The sequence below is a fragment of the Glycomyces niveus genome (genome assembly GCF_017592475.1).
Lineage (GTDB): Bacteria > Actinomycetota > Actinomycetes > Mycobacteriales > Micromonosporaceae > Glycomyces > Glycomyces niveus.
The window spans coordinates 138,594-161,849 of sequence record NZ_JAGFNP010000006.1; the positions used below are offsets into that span (position 1 = coordinate 138,594).

Consider the following 23,256-nt stretch of genomic DNA (forward strand, 5'->3'; position numbering starts at 1 on the left):
CCCCTCTCATGTGCAGGGCCTGACGGCTACTGCAGGTCGCCGGAGTTGCCAGCCAGGTGGTATTCGACGGCAGTGGCGTCAGCCGCGTCCGCCGATGCGGCGGAGGCGGTGCCGGCGACGATGCCGAGCGCAATGAAGGCTGCCGCGACCACCGCTGCGGCTTTCTTGATCAGTCTGGCGGGTTTCACGAGGCCTCCCGTGAGGTGTGGGAATGTGCTGTCAAGGGGACCAGTAGAGCCCATGGTGCCACAGTCGGCTCTTCCTGGGGAAGGCTTGCGACCGTGATTCTCGCGCTCTTTCCGGTTCAGCCGTACGGGTGAGCACGGCTCACACCATTCTCGCCGATGCCCGCACGAGCCTCGCTCACGGGTCGGGCGTTCGCACGCCCGCCCGCGCCCGATCATGTAGGTTAGGCTCGCCTTACACGAGAATACGATCGCTGTTCGACAAGGAATACGCACATGCCTGCAGACACCGCCGCCGCGAGCGAGCCCGGGGCGCCCCGCTTCTCGGCCCGGATCCGCGAAGCCTCCTGGTCGCGCCACCAAGGGCTCGACCCGTCGGCCGACGCCGAGCAGGCCCCCGGCGTGTTCGACCGGCTCTTCGACGGCACTCTCACTGTCGACGACTACACCCGCTGGCACGCCCAGCAGTACTTCGTCTACGAGGCGATCGAGGCCGCGGCCGCCCGCTTCGCGGCGGACCCGGTCGCCGGCCCGTTCGTGTTCCCCGAACTCGCCCGCGTGCCCGCGATCGAGGCCGACCTGCGGTTCCTCATGGGCCCCAAGTGGCGTTCCGGCATCGAGCCCCTCCCGGCCACCAAGGCCTACGTGGACCGGATCAACGAGGTCGCGGCCGACTGGCCCGGCGGCTACATCGCCCACGCTTACACCCGCTACCTCGGCGACCTCTCCGGCGGCCAGGCGTTCGGCAAGGCCGCGCGCCGCAACTACGGCTTCGAGGACGCGGGCGCGTCCTTCTACGACTTCGCGGACATCAAGAGCCCCAAGGACTTCAAGGACGAGTACCGCTCCCGCCTGGACGCGGCCGACCTCACCGAGGCCGACCAGGCGCGCGTCATCGAGGAGGTCCTCCTCGCCTACGACCACAACGGCGCCGTCCTCGCGGCCCTCGGTGAGAGCCTGGGCCGCAACCCGTTCGAACCCAAGGTGATCGCCGCGATCTGCCACCACATGAACACCGACCACGTGGCCGACACGCTCGTGATCTGCCAGGGCGCGGGCGGCCAGCGCGGCGCCGAGGCGGCCCGCATGACCGGTTTCGACGGCGAGGGCGCGGATTTCGCGGCGGTCGTGGACGGCGCGGAGGTGCCGATCCGGATCGACTGGGCCGCGCCGCTCTCGGAGCGCGCGGAGGTGCGGCCGGAGATCGTGCGGCTGTTCACCGAGTCGAAGGCGCAGCTGGATGACGTCTGAGCACTACCTTCCGGGATTGTCCTGATTGTCGCGACACGCCGGGCGGTGACGAATCTCCCGTGTCCGGCGTTCGCGGCGTTACCGTGTGGCGGTTGCCAAGCCCACGGCCGGCCCCCCAGGACTGACCCAGTCCAAAGCGCCGCCGATGGGCACCGCCACGATCTCGGAGTCTCAATGTCCGATACCGGACCGGTACGCGCCGCTGCGATCAGGCGGCACGCCGCCCGGCCGCACCGCACGAGGGGCCAGCACCGCGCCTCGTGGGCCGCAGAGCTCGCCCCGCTGCTGTCGGGGACGCAGCGCCGCTACACCGCCGTCGTCGGCTCGGCCGTCGCCGGTGCCTCGGTCGTCGCGATGGCGACGGGGGCCGGTTTCTCTGCCGGAGAAGAGGATCCGGGGCCGTCGCGGGCGGTGGCGGACATCGCCGCGCTGGCCGAGGAGGCGAGCGTCCCGGCGTCGACGGCGGCGGGCAGTACCACCGCCGGGGATGCGCCGATCGGGACGGCGACGGCCGAGGAGGTGGCCGCGGTGGAGCGGTCGTCGCCGGTGACGGGGCAGGCGGCGCAGATCAAGTGGACGCCGATGCTGGACGACATCACGATCACGTCGCTGTTCGGGCAGCGCTGGGGCCGCAACCACAACGGGGTCGATTTCGACGCCGAGACGGGGGACCCGGTCTATGCGGCGTATCCGGGGACGGTGACGCACGCGGGTTGGGAGTCGGGGTTCGGGAACCTCGTGGTCATCGACCACGGCGACGGTGTGGAGACGTATTACGCGCACAACTCGGAAGTGCTCGTGGACGAGGGCGACTGGGTGGACGCGGGCGGGCAGATCGCGAACGCGGGCAACACGGGCCGCTCGTTCGGGTCGCATGTGCACTTCGAGGTGCATGTGGACGGCCAGCCGGTCGAGCCCTTGCACTACCTTGCGGAAGCCGGGCTCGACCTGCGCTGACGGCCGCTGAGCGGCGGGCGTACGGGCGGCCCCGGGTACCCTCCCGATCCCACCTTCACCACTACCGTTGAAAAAGACAGCGTCCCACGCCGGTGCGACATATGTCGGGCGTCACAGTTTGCTGACGGGGGCGAGGCGGAGGATGACCCATTTGGGTTCGCCGTCGCCGAAGTCGATGCGGGCCTGGGCCCGCGGGCCGGAGCCTTTGAGCTCGACGACGCGGCCGAGACCCCACTTGTCGTGGGTGACCCTGTCCCCCACGTCGAGTGAGGGGATGTCGGCGGCGTTGCGCATGACGATCGGCGAGCCGAAGTTCGCGGTGGACTTGGACTTGACCACGCGCGGCGGCGGGGCCGACTCGGACCATTCGATGAGGTCGCCGGGGATCTCGGCGAGGAACCGGCTGGCCGCGTAGTACTCGGGCTGCCCGAAGATGTTGCGGGTCCCGGCACGCGTGAGGTGCAGGTGCTTGCGGGCGCGGGTGAGCCCCACGTACGCGAGCCGCCGCTCCTCCTCCATGTCGCCGGGCTTGTTCATGGACCGCTCGTGCGGGAACAGGCCGTCGTCGAGCCCGGTGAGGAACACCGTGTCGAACTCGAGGCCCTTCGCGGTGTGGAGGGTCATGAGCGTGACGACGCCGCCCTCCTCCGCCTCGGGGTCGGGGATGGAGTCGGCGTCGGAGACGAGCGCGACGTGCTCCAGGAAGGACGGCACGTCCGCGGTGAGGTCGGCTTCGCCGGTCTCCTCGAATTCGGCGTCGGTCGTGCCGCGCACGACGGCCTCGGTGAACTCGTGGGCGACGGCGACGAGCTCTTGGAGGTTCTCGACGCGGCCTTCGTCGCGCGGGTCGGTGGACTGCTCGAGTCCTTCGAGGTAGCCGGTGTCGGCGATGAGCTTGTCGAGCACCTCTTCGGGCGGCGCGGTCTGGGCGAGCGCGGTGGCCTCGTCGAGGATCTCGCAGAACCGCTTGATGCCGGTGCGGGCCCGCCCGGAGACGCCGGGGGCCTCGTCGATCCGGTGCAGCGCGGCGGGGAAGGAGATCCGCAGCCGCGCGGCGAGCGCTTCGACCTCGGCCACGGCCCGGTCGCCGACGCCGCGCTTGGGCGTGTTGACCACGCGCATCGCCGAGACGGTGTCGTCGGGGTTCGCGGTGAGCTTGAGGTACGCGAGCATGTCGCGCACTTCCCTGCGCTCGTAGAACCTGACGCCGCCGACGACCTTGTACGGGATCCCGCGGCGCACGAACACCTCTTCGAACGCGCGCGACTGCGCGTTGGTGCGGTAGAAGATCGCGCTGTCGCCGAAGCTGGTCTCGCCGGCGTCGACGAGTTCGTCGATCCGGTTGGCGACCCACGCGGCCTCATCGTGCTCGTTGTCGCCGGTGTGGCCGAGGATGCGCCCGCCGGGGCCCTCGTCGGACCACAGCCGCTTCTCGCGGCCGCGCTCGGTGTTGTTGCGGATGACCCCGTTGGCGGCGTCGAGGATCGTCTGCGTGGAGCGGTAGTTCTGCTCGAGCAGGATCGTCTTGGCGTCGGGGAAGTCCCGCTCGAACTCGATGATGTTGCGGATCGTGGCGCCGCGGAACGCGTAGATCGACTGGTCGGCGTCGCCGACGACGCACAGCTCGGCCCGGTCGTCGCCGGTGCCCACGAGTTCGCGCACGAGCGTGTACTGGGCGTGGTTGGTGTCCTGGTACTCGTCGACCATCACATGCCGGAACCGCATCCGGTAGGACTTGGCGACCTCCGGGAACGCCTGGAACAGGTGCACGGTGGACCCGATGATGTCGTCGAAGTCGACGGCCTGGGCGAGGCGCAGCCGCTCGTCGTACTGCGCGTAGACGTCGGCGACGAGCTTTCCGCGCGCGTCGTCGGCCTTCGCGGCGGCCTGCTCGGGGCCGATGAGCTCGTTCTTGAGCCGGGAGATCTCGGCGGCGAACCAGCGCGGCGACTGCTTCTTGGAGTCGAGGCCGAGGTCCTTGACGATCTGGGTGAGCAGTCGGCGGGCGTCGTCGGTGTCGTAGATCGTGAAGCTGGACTTCCAGCCGAGCCGGTGGGCTTCGCGGCGCAGGATGCGCAGGCACGCGGAGTGGAAGGTGAGCACCCACATGGCGCGCGAGCGCGGGCCGACGAGCGCGTCGACGCGTTCGCGCATCTCGGCGGCGGCTTTGTTGGTGAAGGTGATGGCGAGGATCTCGCCGGGGTGCGCGCCGCGCTCGGCCAGGAGGTGGCCGATGCGGTGGGTGAGGACGCGGGTCTTGCCCGAGCCCGCGCCCGCGACGATGAGCAGCGGGGACCCGGAGTGCTCGACGGCTTGGCGTTGCGGTTCGTTGAGGCCGGTCAGAAGGTCGTTCATCACGGTCAATTATGCCGCAGCTCGCAGGGCATAACGGAGGCGCAGGTGCCGCGCCGGGTACGACACTCCTGCGGCGCGGCATCGACGCTTTCGAGCGCTCCCTAGAGCGGACCGCGGCCGGACCGCAGCACGAGCATCGCGATCTGGACGCCGTCGTCGCCGAGTGCCGCGCGGTACTTCTCGAGGATGGCGCGTTCGCGGTCGAGGACCAGGCGGGTGCCGCCGTTGGCCATGCGGATCTCGCCGATGCGCTTGGAGACCTCGGCGCGGCGCTGCCAGAGGCGGATGATCTCGGCGTCGAGCGCGTCGATCTCGGTGCGCAGTTCCTGGAGTTCTTCAGGAGCGACTTCGGTGCTGGCGGTCATCAGGGCTTCTCCTTAGAGCGATGCGGAAACTGGTTCCGGGCGGGTAGCCCTGGGCGTGAAAAAGGCCCCGGGCTGTTCGCCCGGGGCCTGTAGGTCTGTGTTCAGCGCGAAGACCTACGGCTCGGACGGTTCCGGCCGTAGTAAAAGTAAAATCGCGCGCTCTGAGTCACGGGCCAAGTATGCCACACGCCCGCCGGTCTGACCAGCGGGCGTGTGGCGGTTATCGCAGTGTTCAGTCGCCGTGCAGCGTCGGTTTGACTACGTGTCCGAACCCCAGTCGGCGCGGGCGGCGCGGCGGCGCATGAGCACCATCGCGACGACACCGGCGAGCAGGACCGCGCCGCCGGTGACGGCGACGGTGGTCAGGCTGGAACCGGTGACGGGCAGCTGCGGCTTCGGGGATTCGCTCGGGACCTCTTCGACGGTGATCTCGAACTCGATCTCGGCGTTGTACTCCTCCGTGTACTCCTCGGCGAGGATGAGGCGCTGGCCCTCGACGTCGACGCCTTCGGCGTCGACGGGGACGAAGGTGCGCCCGGCCGGGGTGGTCCAGGTGAAGGTGTCGGTGACGAGGGTGACCGAGGAGGTCTTGGCCTCGTCGAACTTCACGTAGAAGACGGTGCCGTCGGAGAGGGAGGTGAGCTCCTCGCCGTTCTCGTCGACGATGGTGGCGCCTTCGGGCTGCGAGAAGTTGATCGCTTCGACGTTGGTCGAGGCGGTGAACGGACCGACGGTGGTGCCCTCGGTCTTGGCCTGCGAGTCGTCGACGTCGAAGTAGGGCTCGAGGTCGGGCTCGTCGACCGGCTCGGCCTTCTCGAGGATGTAGGCCTGGAGGGCCGGCACGATCTCGTCGGCGACGTCGTTCTCGGTCGGGTCGTTGGGGTCGATGACCCAGCCGTCGGTCAGCGACCAGATCGCGGACTGGGTGGCGGCGTAGGCCAGCTGGTCCTGGGTGACGTCGCCGTAGTCGTCGCTGGCGAGGCCGGCCTCTTCGAGGAGCTCGCCGGCGTTGGTGCCGTCGTAGCCGACGAGGAGGACGCCGAGGACCATCGGGAGGTCTTCGACGGGCACGTCCTCCCACGGGCGCTCTTCGTGCAGGTACTGCTCTTCGAGGTCGACCTCGAGCTGGATGCAGTAGACGGAGCGGTAGTCCTCGTCGCCGAGGTCGAGGGCGATCATGGAGGCGTGCGGCTGCTTGCCGACGCCGTTGGCCTCGCCGTACAGCTGGATGCCGCCGTCTTCGATCACGACGTTGCCGGCGGCGAGGATGCCCGCCTCTTCGTCCTGGGCCTGGGCTGCGGCGACGCCGCTGAGGCCGAGCGCGACGCCCGCGGCAGCGGCCATCGTCCCTTTCAGGGCTTTGGTCATCATTGGTAGAAGTCCCTTTGCTTTTCCGAGGGATTGACGCGTTGACTCTTCATGCGACACGTTAGCGGGACCATGCCGGTTGCATACTTCCGGTGAAATTTCCTCAGCTGCACTTCGATTGCGGCGCAACAGAAAAGGCGCGGCTCGAGAGAGCCGCGCCACTATAACGATTCGGTATCGGGTACTGGTGTCGTCACTGGAGTGACCAGAGTGGCCGGGACCGGAGGGGATCGCTTCCTCCGGTCCCGGCCGCACCATGCGCCGGGCGTTGTGTCGAGCCGCGGAGCGCGCCCGGGTCCGGACCGTTCGACGTGGTCCGGAACGCTCCTGCGGCAGCGGGCGCTCGCCATCGGCCAGCGGCGCCCGCGTCCCTCAGGTCTTAGTGGTCGCCCACTCTCTCGGCGACGCTTGCGAGCCGTAAGTCGGCGCTGCGGCGCTTGCCGAGTGCGATGACCGTCATGCCGCCAACGAGGAGCGCCAGGCCGGCCGCGAAGGCGACGCTCAAGGTCGAGCCGGTGACGGGCAGCTGCGGCTTCGGCGGCGCGCTCTCCTCGGGGGCGTCGAGGGCGAAGCGCCATTCGGCGGGGACCTCGCCTTCGCGCGGCTGCGCGAGGATGAGCTGCTGCGAGTCGCCGACGGTCATCGGGTTGGCCGGGTCGCCCGTGAGCGCTTCATCGGTGGTGGCCACGAAGATCCGGCCCACCGGCAGGTCGTACGCGGCCGTGCCCTTGACGGTGATCTCGCCGGCGCCGTCGTCGAGGACGATCCAGAACTGCTCGCCGTCCTTCAGGGAGTCCACGTCGCCGCCGTCGGCGGTCTCGAGGCGGCCGCCCTCGGCGCTGAGCTCGACCGGCCCGGCGTTGGAGCGGATCGTGTACGGCCCGAAGCGGCCGTCCTCGAACTTCGCCTGCTCCTCGCCCTCGAGGTCGACGGCGAACTCGGACGGGTCCGGGACGCGCCCGGGCTCTTCGGTCAGGTGCTCGTAGACCGCGAGCACGGCCTCGTCCTCGCCGCTGTTGCCGCCCTTGACCGGGTTGTCCTCCAACAGGTCCCAGCCGTCGGTGAAGTGCCAGACGGCGGCCTGCGTGCCCGCGTAGGCGACCTCGGCGACCTCCTCGTCGGACCAGTCGGGGTTCACCTCGCCGCCCGCGGCCTCGATGAGGTCCTCCGCGCCGACGCCCGGGTAGCCGCTGAGAAGGACCCAGCGGACCTCCTCGAGGTTCGCGACGCCGGACTCCTCCCAGCCGTCCTCGGTGTACGGGTGCTCGGTGTCGAGCGGGGTGTGGATGTCGATGCAGTAGACGACCAGCACCTCCTCGCCGCCGTGCGGCTTGAGGCCGAGGACGTTGGCCCACACGTCGTAGCGCTCCTCCGCGAACCGCCCGCGCAGCTCCAGGCCCGGGGCGGTGACGATGTCGCCGGTGACCGGCTCGGGCTCCTCGGCGTGGGCGGGAGCGCCCGCGGCGACAGCGCCCACAAGAGCGGTGAGGAGCGCGGCGGCCGCCGCGAGCGGAGTGCGGATCGTCTTGAGTCTCATCGTGGTTCGGTCCTCCTGGGAGCGGACTTGAGGTGGCGGGTCGTGAGTGGAGTGCCGGGTCGACCTGACATGAGGGGAAACGAGAGGACTGTCGGTGACGGCGCGGCCACTCGACCGAACGATGTGCAGAACCCGCCGAAAGTACGATCCCAAACCCGGACAAGGGTCATGTCTCACCCACGGGCAACACGCGAACGCGACCCGGGCCCGTCAGGTCGGCGCTCTATAGTCGGAGTCATGCCGATCTCGAAAGCCGCCGCTCGCGGCATCACCGACGAATTCGCTCGCCGGAGGGGCCCCAAGACCGGCCTGGTCGTGGGCGCGGCCTGGGGGAACCCGGTGCTGACGGCCGCGCTCGAGGCGCTCATGCCCGCCGACCGGCTCACCGTCGTCGCCGACCCGGTCTCCATTGAGGACCTCAAGGCCTCGCTGACCGCCGAAGGTTCCTGGACCGCGGGCAACGTCACCGCCGTCGCCTCGCTCGCCGACGCCGAACCGGCAGAAGAGGTCATGCTCGCCTCACCGGTCACTGTGGAGGCCGAGGCGTTCATCGCCGACATCGAGCTGCTGCGCGAGAAGGTCAGCCCCGGCGGCGTCCTCTCCTTCGCCGCGACCCTCACCGCACCCGCGCGCGAGGAGATCGCCGAACTCGTCGCCGAGTACGGGATCGGCACCGACCTCATCGTCCGGTCGCTCCCGCCCGTGCGCATCCACAAGCTCCGCATCGGCTCGGCCGCGAAGCGCGAGGGCGAACCGCACGCGATCGCGCCCGCCGAAGACCTCGCCCCCGCCTGGCGCGCGTCCTCGGTCGCCGTCACGCCCTCGATGCACCTCGACTCCAACGGTGTCATCGCCGCCGGGCTGCTCCTCGGGACCGCTTGGGCCGCAAAGAAGATTCGGCCCTCCTCGAAGGCCTGGGTCCTGCCCGCGCTCGCCGCCGTGCCCGTGGCCGCGTTCTTCCGCGACCCGCAGCGCGAAGCGGACCTGCGCGGCGAGGACGACGAGCCCGAAGCGGTGCTGGCCGCCTCTGACGGCACGATCATGGCCGTCGAGACCGTCGTGGACGAGCGCTTCGGCGCCGCCACCGGCACCGCCGGGTCCGAGTGGCTGCGCATCAGCGCGTACCTCTCGGTCACCGACGTGCACATCAACCGTGCGCCCGTCGCGGGCGAAGTGGTCGACGTGTTCACCGAGCGCGGCGGCTACTCGAAGGTGAGCGCGCCCGAGGCCGAGCACAACGCCGCCTGCTACACGGTCCTGTCGACCGCGCGCGGCCGCGTCGTCGTCGCCCAGCGCACCGGTGCGCTCCTGCGCCGCATCGTCAACCGCACCAAGCCCGGCGCGGCCGTCGCCAAGGGCGAGCGGTACGGCCTCATCCGGTTCGGGTCCCGCACGGACGTCTACCTGCCCGCAGGCGCCGCCGAAGCCGCGGTCGACCCGGGCGAGACCGTCCGCGCCGGAGAGACCGTGATCGCAAGGTGGCGTTAGGGGGTGCCTGCGCGTCCGCAGCAGCCGTTATCCGGCCCGCTCGCTTCGTTGTCGGCCCTGCGAATACAACACCGGTATTCGGAGGGCCTTCCGCCTTGCGAGCGAACAAACGGACTCGGATACCGACTCGCAGGGGACGCGCACACACCCCCTAAGCCTGAGCCGCCAGGTTCTTCAAGTCCACGACTTGCAGCGCGTCCTCGACGGCCGCCGACAGCGGCAGGTCGTCGAGGGCGTCCGCGTTCCACCAGCGCGACTCGCTCGTGGAGCCGCCCGCGGCCTCGACCACCTGCGCGGCCGAAGGGTCGGGCACCGTGGCGGAGTAGATCGCGCGCACGCCGTGCCAGTCGAGCGGGTACCCCTCGGGGCCGATCGCGCGGCGGTGCCGGAAGGACGTGACGTTGAGCAGGTCGCCGACCAGGGCCTCCTGGCCGGTCTCCTCGTAGATCTCGCGGGCGACGGCCGCGCGCGGCGATTCGCCGAAGTCGACGCCGCCGCCGGGCAGGTGCCAGGTGCCGCCGCCGGGGTAGCCCTCGGCGATGCGGGCGAGGAGGATGCGGCCGTCGCCGTCGGCGACGACCCCGTACGCGCCGAAGCGCTGGCCGCGCCTGCGGCGGCCCTTCTTGGCCTTCGCGGGCGGGACGGGCCGGGTCTCCTGCGGGGCCTTGTCGACGCGTCCGGCGAGCCGGTCGTCGGCCAGGCCGAGGGTCGCCGAGACGAACGGCGAATGTGATTCGGCGGCCGCCCGGGCGGGGTCGACCCATTCGGCGGCGTCGCCGGCGAAGTCCCCGGCGGGGCCGCCGGCGACCGTGGCGGTGTAGATGATCGCGTTGGTGTGGACGCCGCGCCTGGCGACCGCGACCGCTTCGAGGGGCGCGCCGACGGCGACCTCGTAGCCGGTGTGCTCGCCGACGAGGCGGCCGGCGGCCCGTTTCGGGGGCTCGCCGTGGTCGATGACGCCGCCCGGCAGATGCCAGGGGCCCGCTTCGCGTCCGCGGGTCCGCCTCGTCAGCAGGACCCGGCCGTTCTCGTCACGGACCTCCCCGTACGCAGCTATCCGGAATTGCATCCCTCAACTGTACGGCGTGATCACGGAATGACTATTCCCATTCGATGGTCCCCGGCGGCTTGCTGGTGACGTCGAGCACGACGCGGTTGACGTCGGCGACCTCGTTGGTGATGCGCGTGGAGATCTTCGCGAGCAGCTCGTAGGGCAGGCGGGACCAGTCGGCGGTCATCGCGTCCTCGGAGGAGACCGGGCGCAGCACGATCGGGTGGCCGTAGGTGCGGCCGTCGCCCTGGACGCCCACGGAGCGGACGTCGGCGAGGAGCACGACCGGGAACTGCCACACCGAGCGGTCGAGGCCGGCGGCGGTGAGCTCGGCGCGGGCGATCGCGTCGGCGGCCTTGAGCAGGTCGAGGCGTTCGCGGGTGATCTCGCCGACGATGCGGATGCCCAGGCCGGGCCCGGGGAACGGGTGGCGCCAGACCATCGCCTCGGGCAGGCCGAGTTCGAGGCCGATCGCGCGGACCTCGTCCTTGAAGAGGGTCCGCAGCGGCTCGATGAGCGCGAACTGCAGGTCGTCGGGGAGGCCGCCCACGTTGTGGTGGCTCTTGATGTTGGCGGTGCCGGTGCCGCCGCCGGACTCGACGACGTCCGGGTACAGGGTGCCCTGGACGAGGAAGTCGATGCCCTGCTCTTCGGCGATCTCGCGCGCGGCGGCCTCGAAGGTGCGGATGAACTCGCGGCCGATGATCTTGCGCTTCTCCTCGGGGTCCGTGACGCCCTTGAGGGCGGTGAGGAACTGCTCGGAGACGTCCACGGCGCGCACGTCGATGCCGGTGAGCTGCGCGTAGTCCTTCTCGACCTGCTCGGCCTCGCCCGCGCGGAGCAGGCCGTGGTCGACGAACACGCAGGTGAGCTGGTCGCCGATGGCGCGGTGCACGAGCGCCGCGGCCACGGAGGAGTCGACGCCGCCGGAGAGCGCGCACAGGACGCGCTTGTCGCCGACCTGCTCGCGGATGGCGGCGACCTGCTCGTCGATGATCGCCGAGTTCGTCCAGTTCGGCTTGATGCCGGCGATGTCGAGCAGGAAGTGGCGGATGACGGCCTGGCCGTGCGGGGTGTGGGCGACCTCGGGGTGGTACTGGACGCCTGCGAGGCGCGCCTCGAGGTTCTCGAACGCGGCGACGGGCGCGCCGGCGGTGCGGGCCACGACCTCGAACCCGGCGGGGGCCTCGGTGACGGAGTCGCCGTGGCTCATCCACACCGACTGGTGCTCGGGCAGGCCGGCGAGGAGCTTCGACGCGCACACCACGTCGAGTTCGGTGCCGCCGTACTCGGACAGGCCGGTCTTGGCGACCGTCCCGCCGAGGGCGTTCGCCATGGCCTGGAAGCCGTAGCAGATCCCGAGGACCGGCACGCCGGCCTCGAACAGGGCCTTGTCCACTTGCGGGGCGCCTTCGGCGTACACGCTCGAAGGACCGCCCGAGAGGATGATCGCGGCCGGCTCCTTGGCGAGCATCTCGCTCGCGGGCATCGAGGAGGGCACGATCTCCGAGTAGACGTTCGCTTCGCGGACGCGCCGCGCGATGAGCTGCGCGTACTGCGCACCGAAGTCGACCACCAGCACCGTTTGTCGCATGACACCAGCGTAACCGGTAGCGGTGCTCACACCGGCAGGCGCGGCTACCCTGATGACGTGCTCAACCCTGGGGTCCGCGAATCGTTCCGCCGGGTCGGCCGGGACCTGCGGTCGTGGACGCCCGGCGAGGCCGTGCCCGTGCTCGCCGTCCGGGCCGCGTTCGGCATCGCCGCCGCCATGAGCGCCGTCGCCTTCTTCGACCACCCGTCATGGGGCCCAGCTGCGGTTATGGGCGCCTGGTTGGGCGGCGTCGCGATGCTCACCCCCGGCACGCGCACCGGCCCGGCGCTGCCGCTGCTGGTCGGCGCGGCCGGGTCCCTAGGGGTGGTGCTCGGCTCGATCGACCACCCGGTGGTGCTCATCGCCGCCTCGGCCGCCTATGCGTTCACGCTCACGTTCATCGGCTCCGTCACACACTTCGCGGGCGTCACCTTCACCGTCTCCGGCATCATGTTCTTCCTCGCCGACCACCTCACAGCCGAGGCCGGCGTCCTCTACGCGGCGCTCGCGGTCGCCGCGGGCGGCGCCGTGCAGGCGCTCACGGCGCTCCTGCCGCCGTACTTCCGGTGGGCCGAGGACCGGCGCACCCTCGCCGACGCGTGGCTGGCGCTCGCCGAGGAAGCGGACGCGCTCGCCGCCGACCCGGACGCGCCGTTCCGCACCGAACCGCTGTTCGAGGCCGCGCAGGAGCTCGACCGCCGCCGGGCCCTGCCCGCCGCGATCCTCGAGGCCCGCCGCCAGCTCTACGCGGTCTCGAGCGCGATCGGCCACACCGCCTCGGCGCGCGCCCGCGCCGACGCCCAGGACCGCGACACCGTCGAGTTCTATTCGGAGGCTTTGGAACTCACCGCCCGGCTCCTCGCCCACTTCGCGGAGCAGATCACCGCCCGCTCGCCCGTCGACCTCGACTGGGACGCGCTCCTCGACGGCCTCTCCCAGAACCCGATGGCGACCGCCACGGGCACGATGCCCACCGAGATCGGCGGGCTCCTGCGCACCCTCCACGAGACCGGCGGGTTCGCCGAGCGCATCACCGCCGGCGGCGACGACATCGTCGCCGACCCCGCCCTCGCACACGCCACCAGCACCGCCCGCCAGGCGCTCGGCCAGCTCCGCAGCCGCCTCCACCGGCACGACCCGGTCATCCACCACGCCCTGCGCCGGGCCGGGGTGATCGCCCTGGCGATGACGATCGGCCTCGCCTGGCCCACCGGGCACGGCTACTGGATCCCGCTCACCGCCTGGCTGGTGCTGCAGGCGGACTTCTCGGGGACGCTCACGCGCGGCGTCACCCGCGCCGTCGGCACCACCGGCGGCGTCGTCCTCGCCTCCCTCCTGGGGCTGCTCATCCCGCAGGACCAGTTGTGGCTCAGCCTGATCGTGCTCGCGTACGCGCTCATCGCGTACCTGACGCGGCCGGTGTCGATGCTCGTGTTCGCCGCGGCCGTCTCGGGTTTCACGGTGTTCCAGATCGACCTCTCCGGCGAGAGCCCGGTGATCGCGGCGTTCGACCGGGGCGCCTGCACCCTGGTGGGCGCGGCGCTCGCGATCGGCTTCTACGTGCTCGTCCCGACCTGGCAGACCCGCCGCCTCGGCGACCTCCTCGGGGACCTCGTCGACGCCTACCGCGACTACGCGCGGCTCACCCTCGACCGGCAGGCGCATCCCGCCGACTACGACCGGAAGGTCATGCACGCCGCGATCGACCGCATCCGCGCCCGCCGGGCCGCGCTCACCGGCGCGGCCGACCAGGCGAAGGCCGAACCGGTCGCCGGGCCGGGGCCGCTGTCGGCGGACGCGCTCGGCGCTGAGGCAGCATTGTCAAGGGCCGGAAGGGCGCTCGTGGCGGTGAACGCGACGCTCGGCCGCGAGGAGCAGGCGAAGGGGCTCGCGGGCGTGGACGCGTTCGCGGACTCGCTCGACGCCGCGTACCTGCGGCTGGCGGCGCTGGCGCGCGGGGAGGCGCCGCCGCGCGGCGTGGATTTGAGCGAGGCGGTGCAGCGGCTCGACTTCCGGCTGGCCGCGATCGAGGACCGCGAGACGCGGACGCGGCGGAGCGTGCTGCGCTGGGAGTCGGACAACGTCGTCGAGGCCCTGGACGACGCGGCGCTGCTGATGGCCGACTGGAACTAGAAGAGGGCGTCCCGCGCGGTACGGATCGCCGCTTCGGCTGCGGCGTACCGCGCTTCGGTGAGTTCGACGCGGGCGAGGTCGAGGGCGATCACCTGCAGCTGGTCGGGCAGGTGCAGGTCGCTCGGGAGGCGGGGGACGGCGCGGCGGGGGCGGCCCTCGGCGTCGGCGGTGAGGTCGGCGAGGGCCTGCACGAGCGCGTGCATGGCCTCTGCCCTGGAAGACCAGCGAGCGGGCGACCAGTGGCGCGTGCCTTCGACGACACGCCTGATCGCCCGCTCGAGTTCGGTGCTCAAATGCGCTACTCGCCCTGGAAGTAGGAGAGCAGGCGCAGCAGGTTCCAGTACAGGAAGATGAGGCCCGCGGTGAGGCCGAAGGCCCCGGCCCACGCGTACTTCTTCGGGGCGCCGTTCGCGGCGGAGTACTCGATCATGTCGAAGTCGAGGATGAACGAGAACGCGGCCCACAGGGTCAAGGCGATCGCGATGATCCACTGCAGGGTCGTCGGGTCGCCGCCCGGGGTGGCGAACAGGCCGAGGTTGGCGCCGAAGAGGCTCGCCACGAAGTTCACCAGGAGCAGGCCCGCGATGCCGAAGCCGGCGCCGACGATGACCTTGGTGAACATCGGGGAGTTCTTGAGGATGCGGAACTTGTAGAGCGCGAGCATGCCCGCGAACACCAGGATCGTGCCGACGAGCGCGTTGACGACGATGCCCGGGAACCGGGCCTCGAAGATTGCGGAGACGCCGCCGAGGAGGAAGCCCTGGCCGATCGCGTACGCGAAGGCCACGAACGGGTTCGTGATCGGCTTGAACATCGAGAAGATCATGATGCCGATGCCGACCACCGAGCCGAGCGTCATCAGCAGGCCGGCGGTGCCCAGCTGCGAGCTGTCGCCGCTGACGAACATGCCCCAGGTGAGCATGGCGGCCACGAAGGTCGCGCCGACGAGGGCGACGGTGCGCACGATGACGTCGTCGATCCGCATGGTCTCGGCCTGCGGCGCCTGGGTCATCTGCCCGTAAGGCCCGTACGCGGCACCCATGTGCTGCTGGTTGTACTGGGTCTTCACCATATTGCGAAGGGATGAGTTCCTGCTCTGCATTGCCATGACCTGCGGTCCTCCGTTGGATGTTCAAGGGTGGTTCCCAGACTATCCGGTCACTGCCTGAAACACGACAGAGCGGCGGAGCATTCCCTGCTCCGCCGCCTGTGAATTCTTTTATGTAGCTAGGAGATCACTGTGACCCGGCCCGGCTCCGGCGCCTGCAGCGGCGCGGAGGCGGTGCCGAACTCGGCGAGGTAGTCCTCGAACGCGTCCACGTCGAGCTCGCCGAAGAGGCGGTTCGTACCGTCCTTGAAGGCCGAGAACGAGTCGCCGCCGTCGGCGAGGAACGAGTTCATCGTGACCCGGTAGGTCCGGTCCATGACGATCGGCTCGCCGTTGAGCATGAGCGAGTCGGCCACGATCTGGTCGGTGCCCGTCTTCGTCTTGTCCCATGTGTAGGTGAAGCCTTCGGAGACCTGCAGCTGCAGCGTCGTCGAGCGGACGCCCGGGATCGGCAGCTGCTGCCGCAGGCCCGCCAGGATCTGCTCGCCGGTCAGGTCGAGCGTCACGACGTAGTTCGCGAACGGCTGGACCTCGAACACCTCCTTGTACGTGACCTCGCCCGGCGTCCCCGCGCCGTGGATGAGGTCCTGGCGCACGCCGCCGGGGTTCATGAGCGCGAGCTCGGCCCCGCCGACATCGGCGCCCGCGGTGTTCCACAGCTGCGCGTCCGCGATCAGGCTCCCCAGCGGGAACTCCACGTCGCGGGCGTTGTTCGGGCCGCGCTTGATGTCCTCGGCGATGTAGCAGATGAGCCGGTTCGCCACCTCGTCGTAGCCGTCGCCCATGTACGAGGCGAGGATGTCCGACTGCTCCCCGTTCGGGTCCACGTCGCGGGTCACGACCGTGTTCGAACCGGTCACTGAGGAGCGCACGATGTCCTTGGTGCGCCGGTCGTACGTCGCGTCGATCTGCGTGAACACGCGCCCGTAGGACGACGCCGAGGTGACCATGCGCGGGTTCCCGGCCGGGTCGGGCACCGAGCACACGTACTCGTTGTGAGTGTGGCCCGTGACCAGCACGTCCACGAGCGGGGTCATCGTCTCGGCGATGTCCACGATCGGGCCCGACATGCCCACGGCAGTACCGTCGAGCGACTCGCACTCGTGGCCCGTGTCCTGGGCGACCGGCACGCCGCCCTCGTGCAGCAGCACCACGATCGCGTTGACGCCCTTGCGCTTCAGCTCGCCCGCGTACTTGTTCGCGGTCTCGACCTCGTCGGTGAACTCCAGGCCCTCGATGCCGGCCTGCGAGACGATGTCGCCCGTGCCCTCGAGGGTCATGCCGATGAACCCGACCTTGATCCCGCGGCCGAAGTCCTTGACCCAGTAAGGGTCCAGGACCGGCCGGCCCGTCGCCTCGTCCACGACGTTCGCGCCGAGGTACGGGAAGTCCGCGCCCTCGAAGTCCTCGTCGCCCTCGATGATGCGGTTGAGCTCCTCGAAACCGGCGTCGAACTCGTGGTTGCCGACCGAGGAGACCTCCACGCCCATCGCGTTCAAGGACTCGATCGTCGGCTCGTCGTCGTACACGGCCGACAGGAACGGGCTCGCGCCGATGAGGTCGCCCGCGGCCACCGTCGTCGAGTACCGCTCGCCCTCGCGGGCCTGCTCCAGGTGCGTCGCCAGGTACTCGGCGCCGCCCGCGGGGGTGTTGACGCCGTCGACGGGGTAGGTGTCGGAGGCGCTGGCCTCGATGTGGCCGTGGAAGTCGTTCAGGGCCAGCAGCTGCAGGTCCACCTCGCGATGGCGGTCGGGCTGGCCGGCGTTCGCGGACCAGGCGCCGACGGCGAGGGTGGTCGCGGCGAGCGCGGCGGCGGCTCCCGCCGCCGCTAGGCGCTTGTGTTTGGGCTTCATTGCTCTCCCAGGGGGACGTGACGGGGCTCGGGGACGGCGCGGGCGCATTCGCCCGATCGTGATCCAATCATGGGACGATTGCGCCCGGGTCAACTGAGCATAACGGCTTCACTAAGACCGGGGAACCCTCCCGAGACCATTTCCGATAGCACACCGCGACCGTGCGCACACCCTCACTCCCGGGATCTGGGAAGCATGAATCCGCACGTGATGCGTTGCGTCGCAACGCCTCGTTACTTCGCTGCGACAACATAATGTCCACATTGCAGTCTCTTGCCCCATGCGATAACGGTTGCTACAGTCACTGCGAGAACAACTCGCATATACAGCTTGTCACTTGGTGGGGACTGCTGCGGAGCGGTCATAGACGAGCCTGAAGCCCACAGGGGGTAACCACTTGACCGGTTATTTCACCACAGCACGGCACGACGCCCTCAGAGCCGAGGTCAGAGCCTTCGCCGAACGCGAAATCGCCCCGCGCGTCCCCGAGATGGAGGCGCGGCGGACCGTCCACCACGAACTGTCCCGCCGCATCGCCGCCCAAGGCTGGCTCGGCGTGACCATCCCGACCGAGTACGGCGGGATGGGCATGGGCCACTTGGCGAAGACCATCATCATCGAGGAGCTCGCACGCGTCTCCGGCGCCATGGGCGCCATGGTCCAGGCCTCCCAGCTCGGCGTCGCCAAGATCCTGCACTTCGGATCCGACGCCCAGAAGAAGACCTGGCTCCCCCACGTCGCCCGCGGCACCTGCCTGCCCACCATCGCCGTCACCGAATCCGCCTCCGGCGGACACGTCCTCGGCATGCGCGCCCGCGCCGTACGCGACGGCGACGACTACATCCTCAACGGCCACAAGGTCTTCGTCGGCAACAGCCACGTCGGCGACGTCCACGGCGTCGTCGTCCGCACCGGCCTCGGACCCAAGGGCCTCACCGCGTTCCTCGTCGAATCCGACCGCCCCGGGTTCGCGCTGGCGCCGCAGCAGTCCACGATGGGCCTCCACGGGTTCAGCTTCGGCGAGCTCCTGTTCGAGAACTGCCGCGTCCCGGCCGCCAACCGGCTCGGCAGCGAGGGCGACGGCCTCGCCGTCGCGTACTCGTCCTCGGCCCTCTACGGCCGCTCCAACCTCACCGCCGTGTCCCTCGGCATCCACCAGGCCATCCTCGACGCCACCGTCGAGTACGCCGGCAGCCGCGAGCTCTACGGCAAGCCCATCGCCGAACTCGACAACATCAAGCAGAAGATCGGCCAGATCACCTCCCGGCTCATGACCGCCCGCATCACCGCCTACCACGCCGTGCACCTGCTCGACCAAGGCCAGCCCTGCGACATCGAACTCATGAACGCCAAGCTCGTCAACGTCGAATCGGCCATGGACTCCGCCCGGGAGGCCATGGAGATCCACGCGGCCATCGGACTCACCACCGAACGGCCGATCGAGCGGTACCTGCGCGACGCCTACCACATCTTCGCCCCCGCAGGCACCTCCGACGTCCAGCGGCTGCGACTGGCCGAAGCCGCGATGGGCAGGACCAAGGGCCAGTGGTCCCAGCGCATCGTCCACGGCGAACCCGTCACCGCCCGCAACTAGAGCGCGAGATCCGGAGGATCGGCCGGACCGTCGCGCGACCACACCGCAGACGAAAACGAGGAGGCAGCTCACGCGGCCTCCTCATTTTCGCGTCTACCCCTGGAACGGATCGGCCGGGGGCTCAGCGGCGTTGCGCTCCCGGATCCGGTCCATCACCTTCTCGGCCATGCCCTTGATGATCTCCAGGCCCGGCCGGCCCCAGTCGTGGGTCTCCGTGTCGACCACGCACACCGTCCCCAGCGTGTTCCCGTCGTCGTCGATCAGCGGCGCCCCCAGATAGGAGCGGATGCCGATCTTGTCGACCACCGGGTTCCCCGCGAAACGCGGGTAGTCGCACACGTCGCCGAGCACGAGCGCCTTGCCGCGCACCACCACATGGGGGCAGTAGCCGTGGTCGCGGTCCATCTCCCGGCCCACCTCCGGCGCGTCCTCGGCCCCGGCGATCGCCTGGTTCGCCGCGCCCGGAGTCGGGGCCGCGAGCCCCGCGAAGTACTGGTGGTCCTCGTCGATGAAGTTGACCATCGCGTACGGGGCGCCCGTCAGCACGGTCAGCTCATGGGCGAGCTCGTCGAATTCGGGGTCGGGCAGATTGCCGATCCCCAGGTCGCGCAGGCGCTTGGCCCGCTCGGAGGCGCCCGGGTCGTCGGGCGTGATCGTGAGACGGAACTCGTGCTCGGGACTAGACATGCTGGGCTCCTTCTACCGGACGCTCGAAGCAGCGGCCGACATCAGGTGCTTGGTCAAGGTGACCAGCACCAACGTTGCGGAACGAGGATCGCGCGCATCGCAGCAGACGATCGGGATATTCGGTTTGAGGTCCAGTGCGGACCTGACTTCCTCCGGCTCGTAGTGGAAGCCCGACTCGAACTCGTTGACCGCCACGATGAACTGGGTGCCTCGCCGCTCGAAGAAGTCCAGCGCCGGGAAGCAGTCCTCCAGCCGCCGCGTGTCGGCCAGGACCACCGCCCCGAACGCCCCGTCGGACAACTCGTTCCACATGAACCAGAACCGGTCCTGCCCGGGGGTGCCGAACAGGTACAGGATGTGCCGCGCGTCCAGCGTGATCCGGCCGAAGTCCAAGGCCACCGTCGTGGTCACCTTGTCCCCCACGCCGGTCAGGTCGTCGGTGCCGATCGAGGCCATCGTGATGGTCTCCTCGGTCGACAGCGGCTCGATCTCCGAGACCGCCCCGACGAACGTCGTCTTCCCGACACCGAAACCACCCGCGACGAGGAGTTTGATGGCGGTGGGCAAAGCGGTTTGTTGTGCGGGCGATCGGTCAGAGTCGCCGTTGTAGGCCATTGAGGAGTGCCTCCAATACGTTTCTGTCAGTGGGATCGACGGCGGGATCGGGCGCGTGGGCGATGACCGCCCCGCAGTCGACCAGATCGGACAGCAGGACCTTGATGACCATCGCCGGGAGCCGCAGATGCGCCGACACCTCCGCCACCGAGATGGGCTCGTGGCAGAGGAGCAGCGCCTCCGCGTGCTCGTTCTCCAGCTGCGAAGGGCGCATCTGCCCGGTCGACCGGACCAGCGAGAGCAGGTCCAGCTTCGCGGTGGGTGCGGTGCGCCCGTTGCTGACGGTGTACGGCCGGACCAGAGGCCCCGCATCCTCATCGAGCAGCGGCCGGTGCTCGAACTCGGCCATCAGCCGACCATTTCGCCGCTCGTGGCCGCGGGCCTGCGCACCGGCGTCTCCAGGTACGGCCTCACGCTCTTGACCAGAATGGACATCTCGTAACCGAGCACGCCCGCGTCGGCCTCGCGCCCCGCCGTCACCGCCAGGACCGCGCCCTGACCCGCCGTCGAGACGAACAGCAGCGTGTCGTCCAGCTCCGCCACGACCTGACGCACGCCGCCCGCCGAACCGAACTGGGCGCCCGCGCTCCGCGCCAGGCTGAACATGCCCGAAGCGATCGCCGAGAGCTGGTCGGCCTGGTCGACCCCCAGCCCGTGGAACGCCTTCTTCATGCCGTCCGAAGACAGCAGCAGCGCACTGCGGGTGTGCGGAACCTTCCGCACCAGCCCCGCCAGCAGCCAGCTCAGATCCGACTGCACGCCTGCCTCGTCGCCTGCCATTAGAACTCCTCATTCCTATACGGGGAACCGTCGGTTGCGGGGATCTGCGGACCGGCGTCCGCGCGCTGCTGGCCCTGCTGGAACGCCCGCATCAAGCCCGGGTCGTGCCCGACCTCCGAACCGCGCGCCCCCTGCTGCGGAGCATCCCGCAACTGCGGGGCCAGGTGCGTCTGCTTGTTGCGTTTCGGCAGGGCCGGACGCCCGTCCGACTCGAAGGCATGGGCGCCATCGGAACCGTTCACGCGGTCCTCCGGGTAGCTCGTCACGGCTTGGAGCTCGGCCGTCACCGGCAGGGCACCAGTGTCGACCGAAGGCGCGCCATTGGCGCCGGCGTACGCGGGCGTGAACACGGGCGAGTCCATGCGCGGCTCCGGCGACGCCATCTGATGACGCCCCGTCCCCGCCGTCGGCAGCGGACGCAACTGCATCGCCGGCAGCTGCGGCGGCGTCGCCGCACCCGGCTGCCGCACCGGCATCGGCTCCGCGACCGGGATCTCCCGCCGCTCAGGCGCCTTCGGCGGCGCCGGCGTGTCATCGCCCAGCAGCACCTCGGGCACCACCAGGATCGCCTGCGTCCCACCGAAGATGTTCGACTGCAGCTGCACCGTCAGCGCGTGCCGGTGCGCCAGCGACGAGACCACGTACAGGCCGATGCGGCCGTCCGCCAGCAACTCGTCCAAGTCCACCTGGTCCGGCGTCGCCAGCATCGTGTTGAACCGGTCCCGCTCATGCGGCTCCATGCCCAGGCCGCGGTCCTCCACCTCGACCGCCAGGCCCGTCCGGACCCGCGCCACCCGGATCAGCACCTGCGTGTTCGGCGCCGAGAACGTCGTCGCGTTCTCCACCAGCTCCGCCACCAAGTGGATGATGTCCGCGACCGCGTGCCCCTTCAACGTGCCGTCGATGGGGCGCACCAGCTTCACGCGGGCGTACTGCTCCACCTCGGCCACCGCCGAACGCAGCGCCTCGTACACGTTGACCGGACGCGACCACTGCCGGTGCGAGGTCGCACCGCCGAGCACCGCCAGGTTCTCCGCGTGGCGGCGGATCCGCGTCGCCAAGTGGTCCACCGAGAACAGGCCCTTGAGGAGATCCGGGTCCTCGACCTGGTTCTCCAACTCGTCGAGCTGCTCGATCTCCCGGTGCACCAGCGACTGCAGCCGCCGGGCCAGGTTCACGAAGATGCCGACGCGCGAGTTCACGTCCACCGCGTCGATCGGACCCGACGTCACCGCCGCGGCAGGAGCGCTCGCGGGCACCGGGGCCGGACGGCGCGCGCCGCGGGCCGCGACGGCCTCCGCGGCGGCCCGCAAGTGCCGAGCCTCCGCCGCCAGGAGGCGAAGCGCCTCATCGGTGGTGGGCGCGCTGGCGCCCGGGTTGGGCAGCGGGACGGACCAGCGCTGCTCGGCGGGCAGGTCGCTCTGGAGGTCGTCGAGCACGTGCCAGACCTTGTAGTGCGTCTCGACCGTGGCGCGGCGGACCGAGAGGATCCGGCGGTTGAGGTCGGCGTCGGCCTTGGCGGCGGCGCTGGCCGCGAAGTAGGCGATCAGGGCGGCAAGGAGCAGTGCCGTGCCGATGACTACAGGGACCATCCAGGCGGGACGGTCCAGTGGGGCTTGCGTCAGGGAGAGTGCGACGCCGGCGCCGAGGACCACTGCGGCGCCGAGGGGCAGCAGGGCCATGCGGAGCAGGCGGGGCTTGAGGTCGGCCGGGGTGGCGGACTCGTCTCCGGTGTACGAACCGGAGGGGAGGGACGCTGGCCCGGGGGGTTGATAAGTATGGGTTGTGGACCGAGATGTTTCGGGCATCGCCATCCTTACGACATGGCCAATCGGCTTCCGTGATACCGGGAAGTCACAAAGTCGTTGCAGCAGAAGGGAAAGCCATGTCCCCACCGGCTGTTTCGACAGAATGGTATCAGCGCTCAGTTCCCTGGATAGCATGGCTGTCTTGTCGAGTCAACCTGGAGATGCAATCGGCCGTGCGGCCGGAGATCGCCGCCCGAAGGGACGAAGTGCAGCTCAGGAGGCGTGTCGACACGGAGAGTGAAGGGCTTGGGAGAGAGGGCGACTCATCACCCGTTCGAGCGGCGGCGGCAGAGGTGCGATGTAGGACACTCCAGGACCGGACGGCCCCACTCCGTCCGATCCCGTTGTCCGGCAACTCGTTCCCGACGCCGTGCCCGAGACGGGATTTGAACCCGCAAGTCTCACGACGGCCGGTTTTAAGCCGACTGTGTCTACCAGATTCCACCACTCGGGCCCGTATGCTGCCACGCTAGCGGGAAACGGCGCGCCGTGGTCACCCCGAGTTGCGACGCAAGTGCGTTCACCTG

At 70.0% G+C, this 23,256-nt stretch carries 20 protein-coding genes and 1 tRNA gene; 5 read left to right on the forward strand and 16 right to left on the reverse strand.

Annotated elements, in window-relative coordinates:
- Positions 1–26 precede the first annotated feature (26 nt).
- Complete coding sequence (locus tag J5V16_RS13175) at positions 27–188, reverse strand: hypothetical protein (protein WP_157053278.1); 162 nt, start codon at positions 186–188, stop codon at positions 27–29.
- A gap of 273 nt (positions 189–461) precedes the next feature.
- Here J5V16_RS13175 and J5V16_RS13180 point away from each other — a divergent pair, with 273 nt between their 5' ends.
- Both J5V16_RS13180 and J5V16_RS13185 read left to right on the forward strand, forming a co-directional pair.
- Positions 462–1,436 carry a biliverdin-producing heme oxygenase gene (locus tag J5V16_RS13180; protein ID WP_208496736.1) on the forward strand — a complete coding sequence of 325 codons (975 nt, stop codon included), beginning with the start codon at positions 462–464 and terminating at the stop codon, positions 1,434–1,436.
- Between the two features lie 174 nt (positions 1,437–1,610).
- Complete coding sequence (locus tag J5V16_RS13185) at positions 1,611–2,393, forward strand: M23 family metallopeptidase (RefSeq protein ID WP_208496737.1); 783 nt, start codon at positions 1,611–1,613, stop codon at positions 2,391–2,393.
- A gap of 111 nt (positions 2,394–2,504) precedes the next feature.
- On the opposite strand, the gene pcrA is transcribed toward J5V16_RS13185, so the two are convergent.
- From pcrA to J5V16_RS13205, 4 genes are all read right to left on the reverse strand, one after another.
- A complete protein-coding gene (pcrA, locus tag J5V16_RS13190; protein WP_208496738.1) occupies positions 2,505–4,748 on the reverse strand; it encodes a DNA helicase PcrA in 2,244 nt (747 codons plus the stop codon).
- A gap of 101 nt (positions 4,749–4,849) precedes the next feature.
- Positions 4,850–5,113 (reverse strand): chorismate mutase, encoded by a 264-nt coding sequence (locus J5V16_RS13195; protein WP_208496739.1) that lies wholly within the window; start codon positions 5,111–5,113, stop codon positions 4,850–4,852.
- Between the two features lie 258 nt (positions 5,114–5,371).
- Entirely contained in the window at positions 5,372–6,484 is a 1,113-nt protein-coding gene (locus tag J5V16_RS13200) for a thioester domain-containing protein (RefSeq protein WP_208496740.1), read from the reverse strand.
- Positions 6,485–6,860: 376 nt separating this feature from the next.
- Positions 6,861–8,018 (reverse strand): Cys-Gln thioester bond-forming surface protein, encoded by a 1,158-nt coding sequence (locus J5V16_RS13205; RefSeq protein ID WP_208496741.1) that lies wholly within the window; start codon positions 8,016–8,018, stop codon positions 6,861–6,863.
- A gap of 237 nt (positions 8,019–8,255) precedes the next feature.
- Between J5V16_RS13205 and J5V16_RS13210 the strand changes: the two genes are divergently transcribed.
- Positions 8,256–9,506 (forward strand): phosphatidylserine decarboxylase, encoded by a 1,251-nt coding sequence (locus tag J5V16_RS13210; RefSeq protein WP_208496742.1) that lies wholly within the window; start codon positions 8,256–8,258, stop codon positions 9,504–9,506.
- A 151-nt stretch (positions 9,507–9,657) separates the two neighbouring features.
- On the opposite strand, the gene J5V16_RS25220 is transcribed toward J5V16_RS13210, so the two are convergent.
- Both J5V16_RS25220 and guaA read right to left on the reverse strand, forming a co-directional pair.
- Entirely contained in the window at positions 9,658–10,575 is a 918-nt protein-coding gene (locus J5V16_RS25220; RefSeq protein WP_208496743.1) for an NUDIX hydrolase, read from the reverse strand.
- 31 nt (positions 10,576–10,606) lie between these two features.
- Complete coding sequence (gene guaA / locus J5V16_RS13220; RefSeq protein ID WP_208496744.1) at positions 10,607–12,151, reverse strand: glutamine-hydrolyzing GMP synthase; 1,545 nt, start codon at positions 12,149–12,151, stop codon at positions 10,607–10,609.
- A 57-nt stretch (positions 12,152–12,208) separates the two neighbouring features.
- Between guaA and J5V16_RS25490 the strand changes: the two genes are divergently transcribed.
- Positions 12,209–14,284 (forward strand): FUSC family protein, encoded by a 2,076-nt coding sequence (locus tag J5V16_RS25490; protein ID WP_208496745.1) that lies wholly within the window; start codon positions 12,209–12,211, stop codon positions 14,282–14,284.
- On the opposite strand, the gene J5V16_RS13230 is transcribed toward J5V16_RS25490, so the two are convergent.
- The 3 genes from J5V16_RS13230 to J5V16_RS13240 form a co-directional block, all read right to left on the reverse strand.
- Positions 14,281–14,577 carry a hypothetical protein gene (locus tag J5V16_RS13230; protein WP_208496746.1) on the reverse strand — a complete coding sequence of 99 codons (297 nt, stop codon included), beginning with the start codon at positions 14,575–14,577 and terminating at the stop codon, positions 14,281–14,283. The two genes, J5V16_RS25490 and J5V16_RS13230, sit on opposite strands and share 4 nt — an antisense overlap.
- A gap of 5 nt (positions 14,578–14,582) precedes the next feature.
- Complete coding sequence (locus tag J5V16_RS13235) at positions 14,583–15,356, reverse strand: Bax inhibitor-1/YccA family protein (protein ID WP_208496747.1); 774 nt, start codon at positions 15,354–15,356, stop codon at positions 14,583–14,585.
- A 155-nt stretch (positions 15,357–15,511) separates the two neighbouring features.
- Positions 15,512–17,245, reverse strand: a complete 1,734-nt coding sequence (locus J5V16_RS13240) for a bifunctional metallophosphatase/5'-nucleotidase (protein ID WP_208496748.1) — start codon at positions 17,243–17,245, stop codon at positions 15,512–15,514.
- A 397-nt stretch (positions 17,246–17,642) separates the two neighbouring features.
- On the opposite strand from J5V16_RS13240, the gene J5V16_RS13245 reads away from it, so the two are divergent.
- The gene (locus J5V16_RS13245) at positions 17,643–18,839 is read left to right on the forward strand and encodes an acyl-CoA dehydrogenase family protein (RefSeq protein WP_208496749.1); all 1,197 of its coding nucleotides are present in this window, start codon (positions 17,643–17,645) and stop codon (positions 18,837–18,839) included.
- 93 nt (positions 18,840–18,932) lie between these two features.
- Here the strand turns inward: J5V16_RS13245 and J5V16_RS13250 are convergent, their stop codons facing one another.
- The 6 genes from J5V16_RS13250 to J5V16_RS13275 all read right to left on the reverse strand — a co-directional run bounded on the left by J5V16_RS13250 (position 18,933) and on the right by J5V16_RS13275 (position 23,183).
- Positions 18,933–19,526 (reverse strand): GAF domain-containing protein, encoded by a 594-nt coding sequence (locus J5V16_RS13250; RefSeq protein WP_208496750.1) that lies wholly within the window; start codon positions 19,524–19,526, stop codon positions 18,933–18,935.
- A gap of 12 nt (positions 19,527–19,538) precedes the next feature.
- Positions 19,539–20,141, reverse strand: coding sequence for a GTP-binding protein (locus J5V16_RS13255; RefSeq protein WP_208496751.1), 603 nt, complete (start codon positions 20,139–20,141; stop codon positions 19,539–19,541).
- Positions 20,119–20,490 (reverse strand): DUF742 domain-containing protein, encoded by a 372-nt coding sequence (locus tag J5V16_RS13260; protein WP_208496752.1) that lies wholly within the window; start codon positions 20,488–20,490, stop codon positions 20,119–20,121. Before J5V16_RS13260 ends, J5V16_RS13255 begins: the two co-directional genes overlap by 23 nt.
- On the reverse strand, positions 20,490–20,921 hold the full coding sequence (locus J5V16_RS13265; RefSeq protein ID WP_208496753.1) for a roadblock/LC7 domain-containing protein: 432 nt from the start codon (positions 20,919–20,921) through the stop codon (positions 20,490–20,492). Before J5V16_RS13265 ends, J5V16_RS13260 begins: the two co-directional genes overlap by 1 nt.
- On the reverse strand, positions 20,921–22,729 hold the full coding sequence (locus tag J5V16_RS13270; protein ID WP_208496754.1) for a sensor histidine kinase: 1,809 nt from the start codon (positions 22,727–22,729) through the stop codon (positions 20,921–20,923). Before J5V16_RS13270 ends, J5V16_RS13265 begins: the two co-directional genes overlap by 1 nt.
- A 371-nt stretch (positions 22,730–23,100) precedes the next feature.
- A tRNA-Leu gene (locus J5V16_RS13275) sits at positions 23,101–23,183 on the reverse strand.
- Between the last annotated feature and the right edge of the window lie 73 nt (positions 23,184–23,256).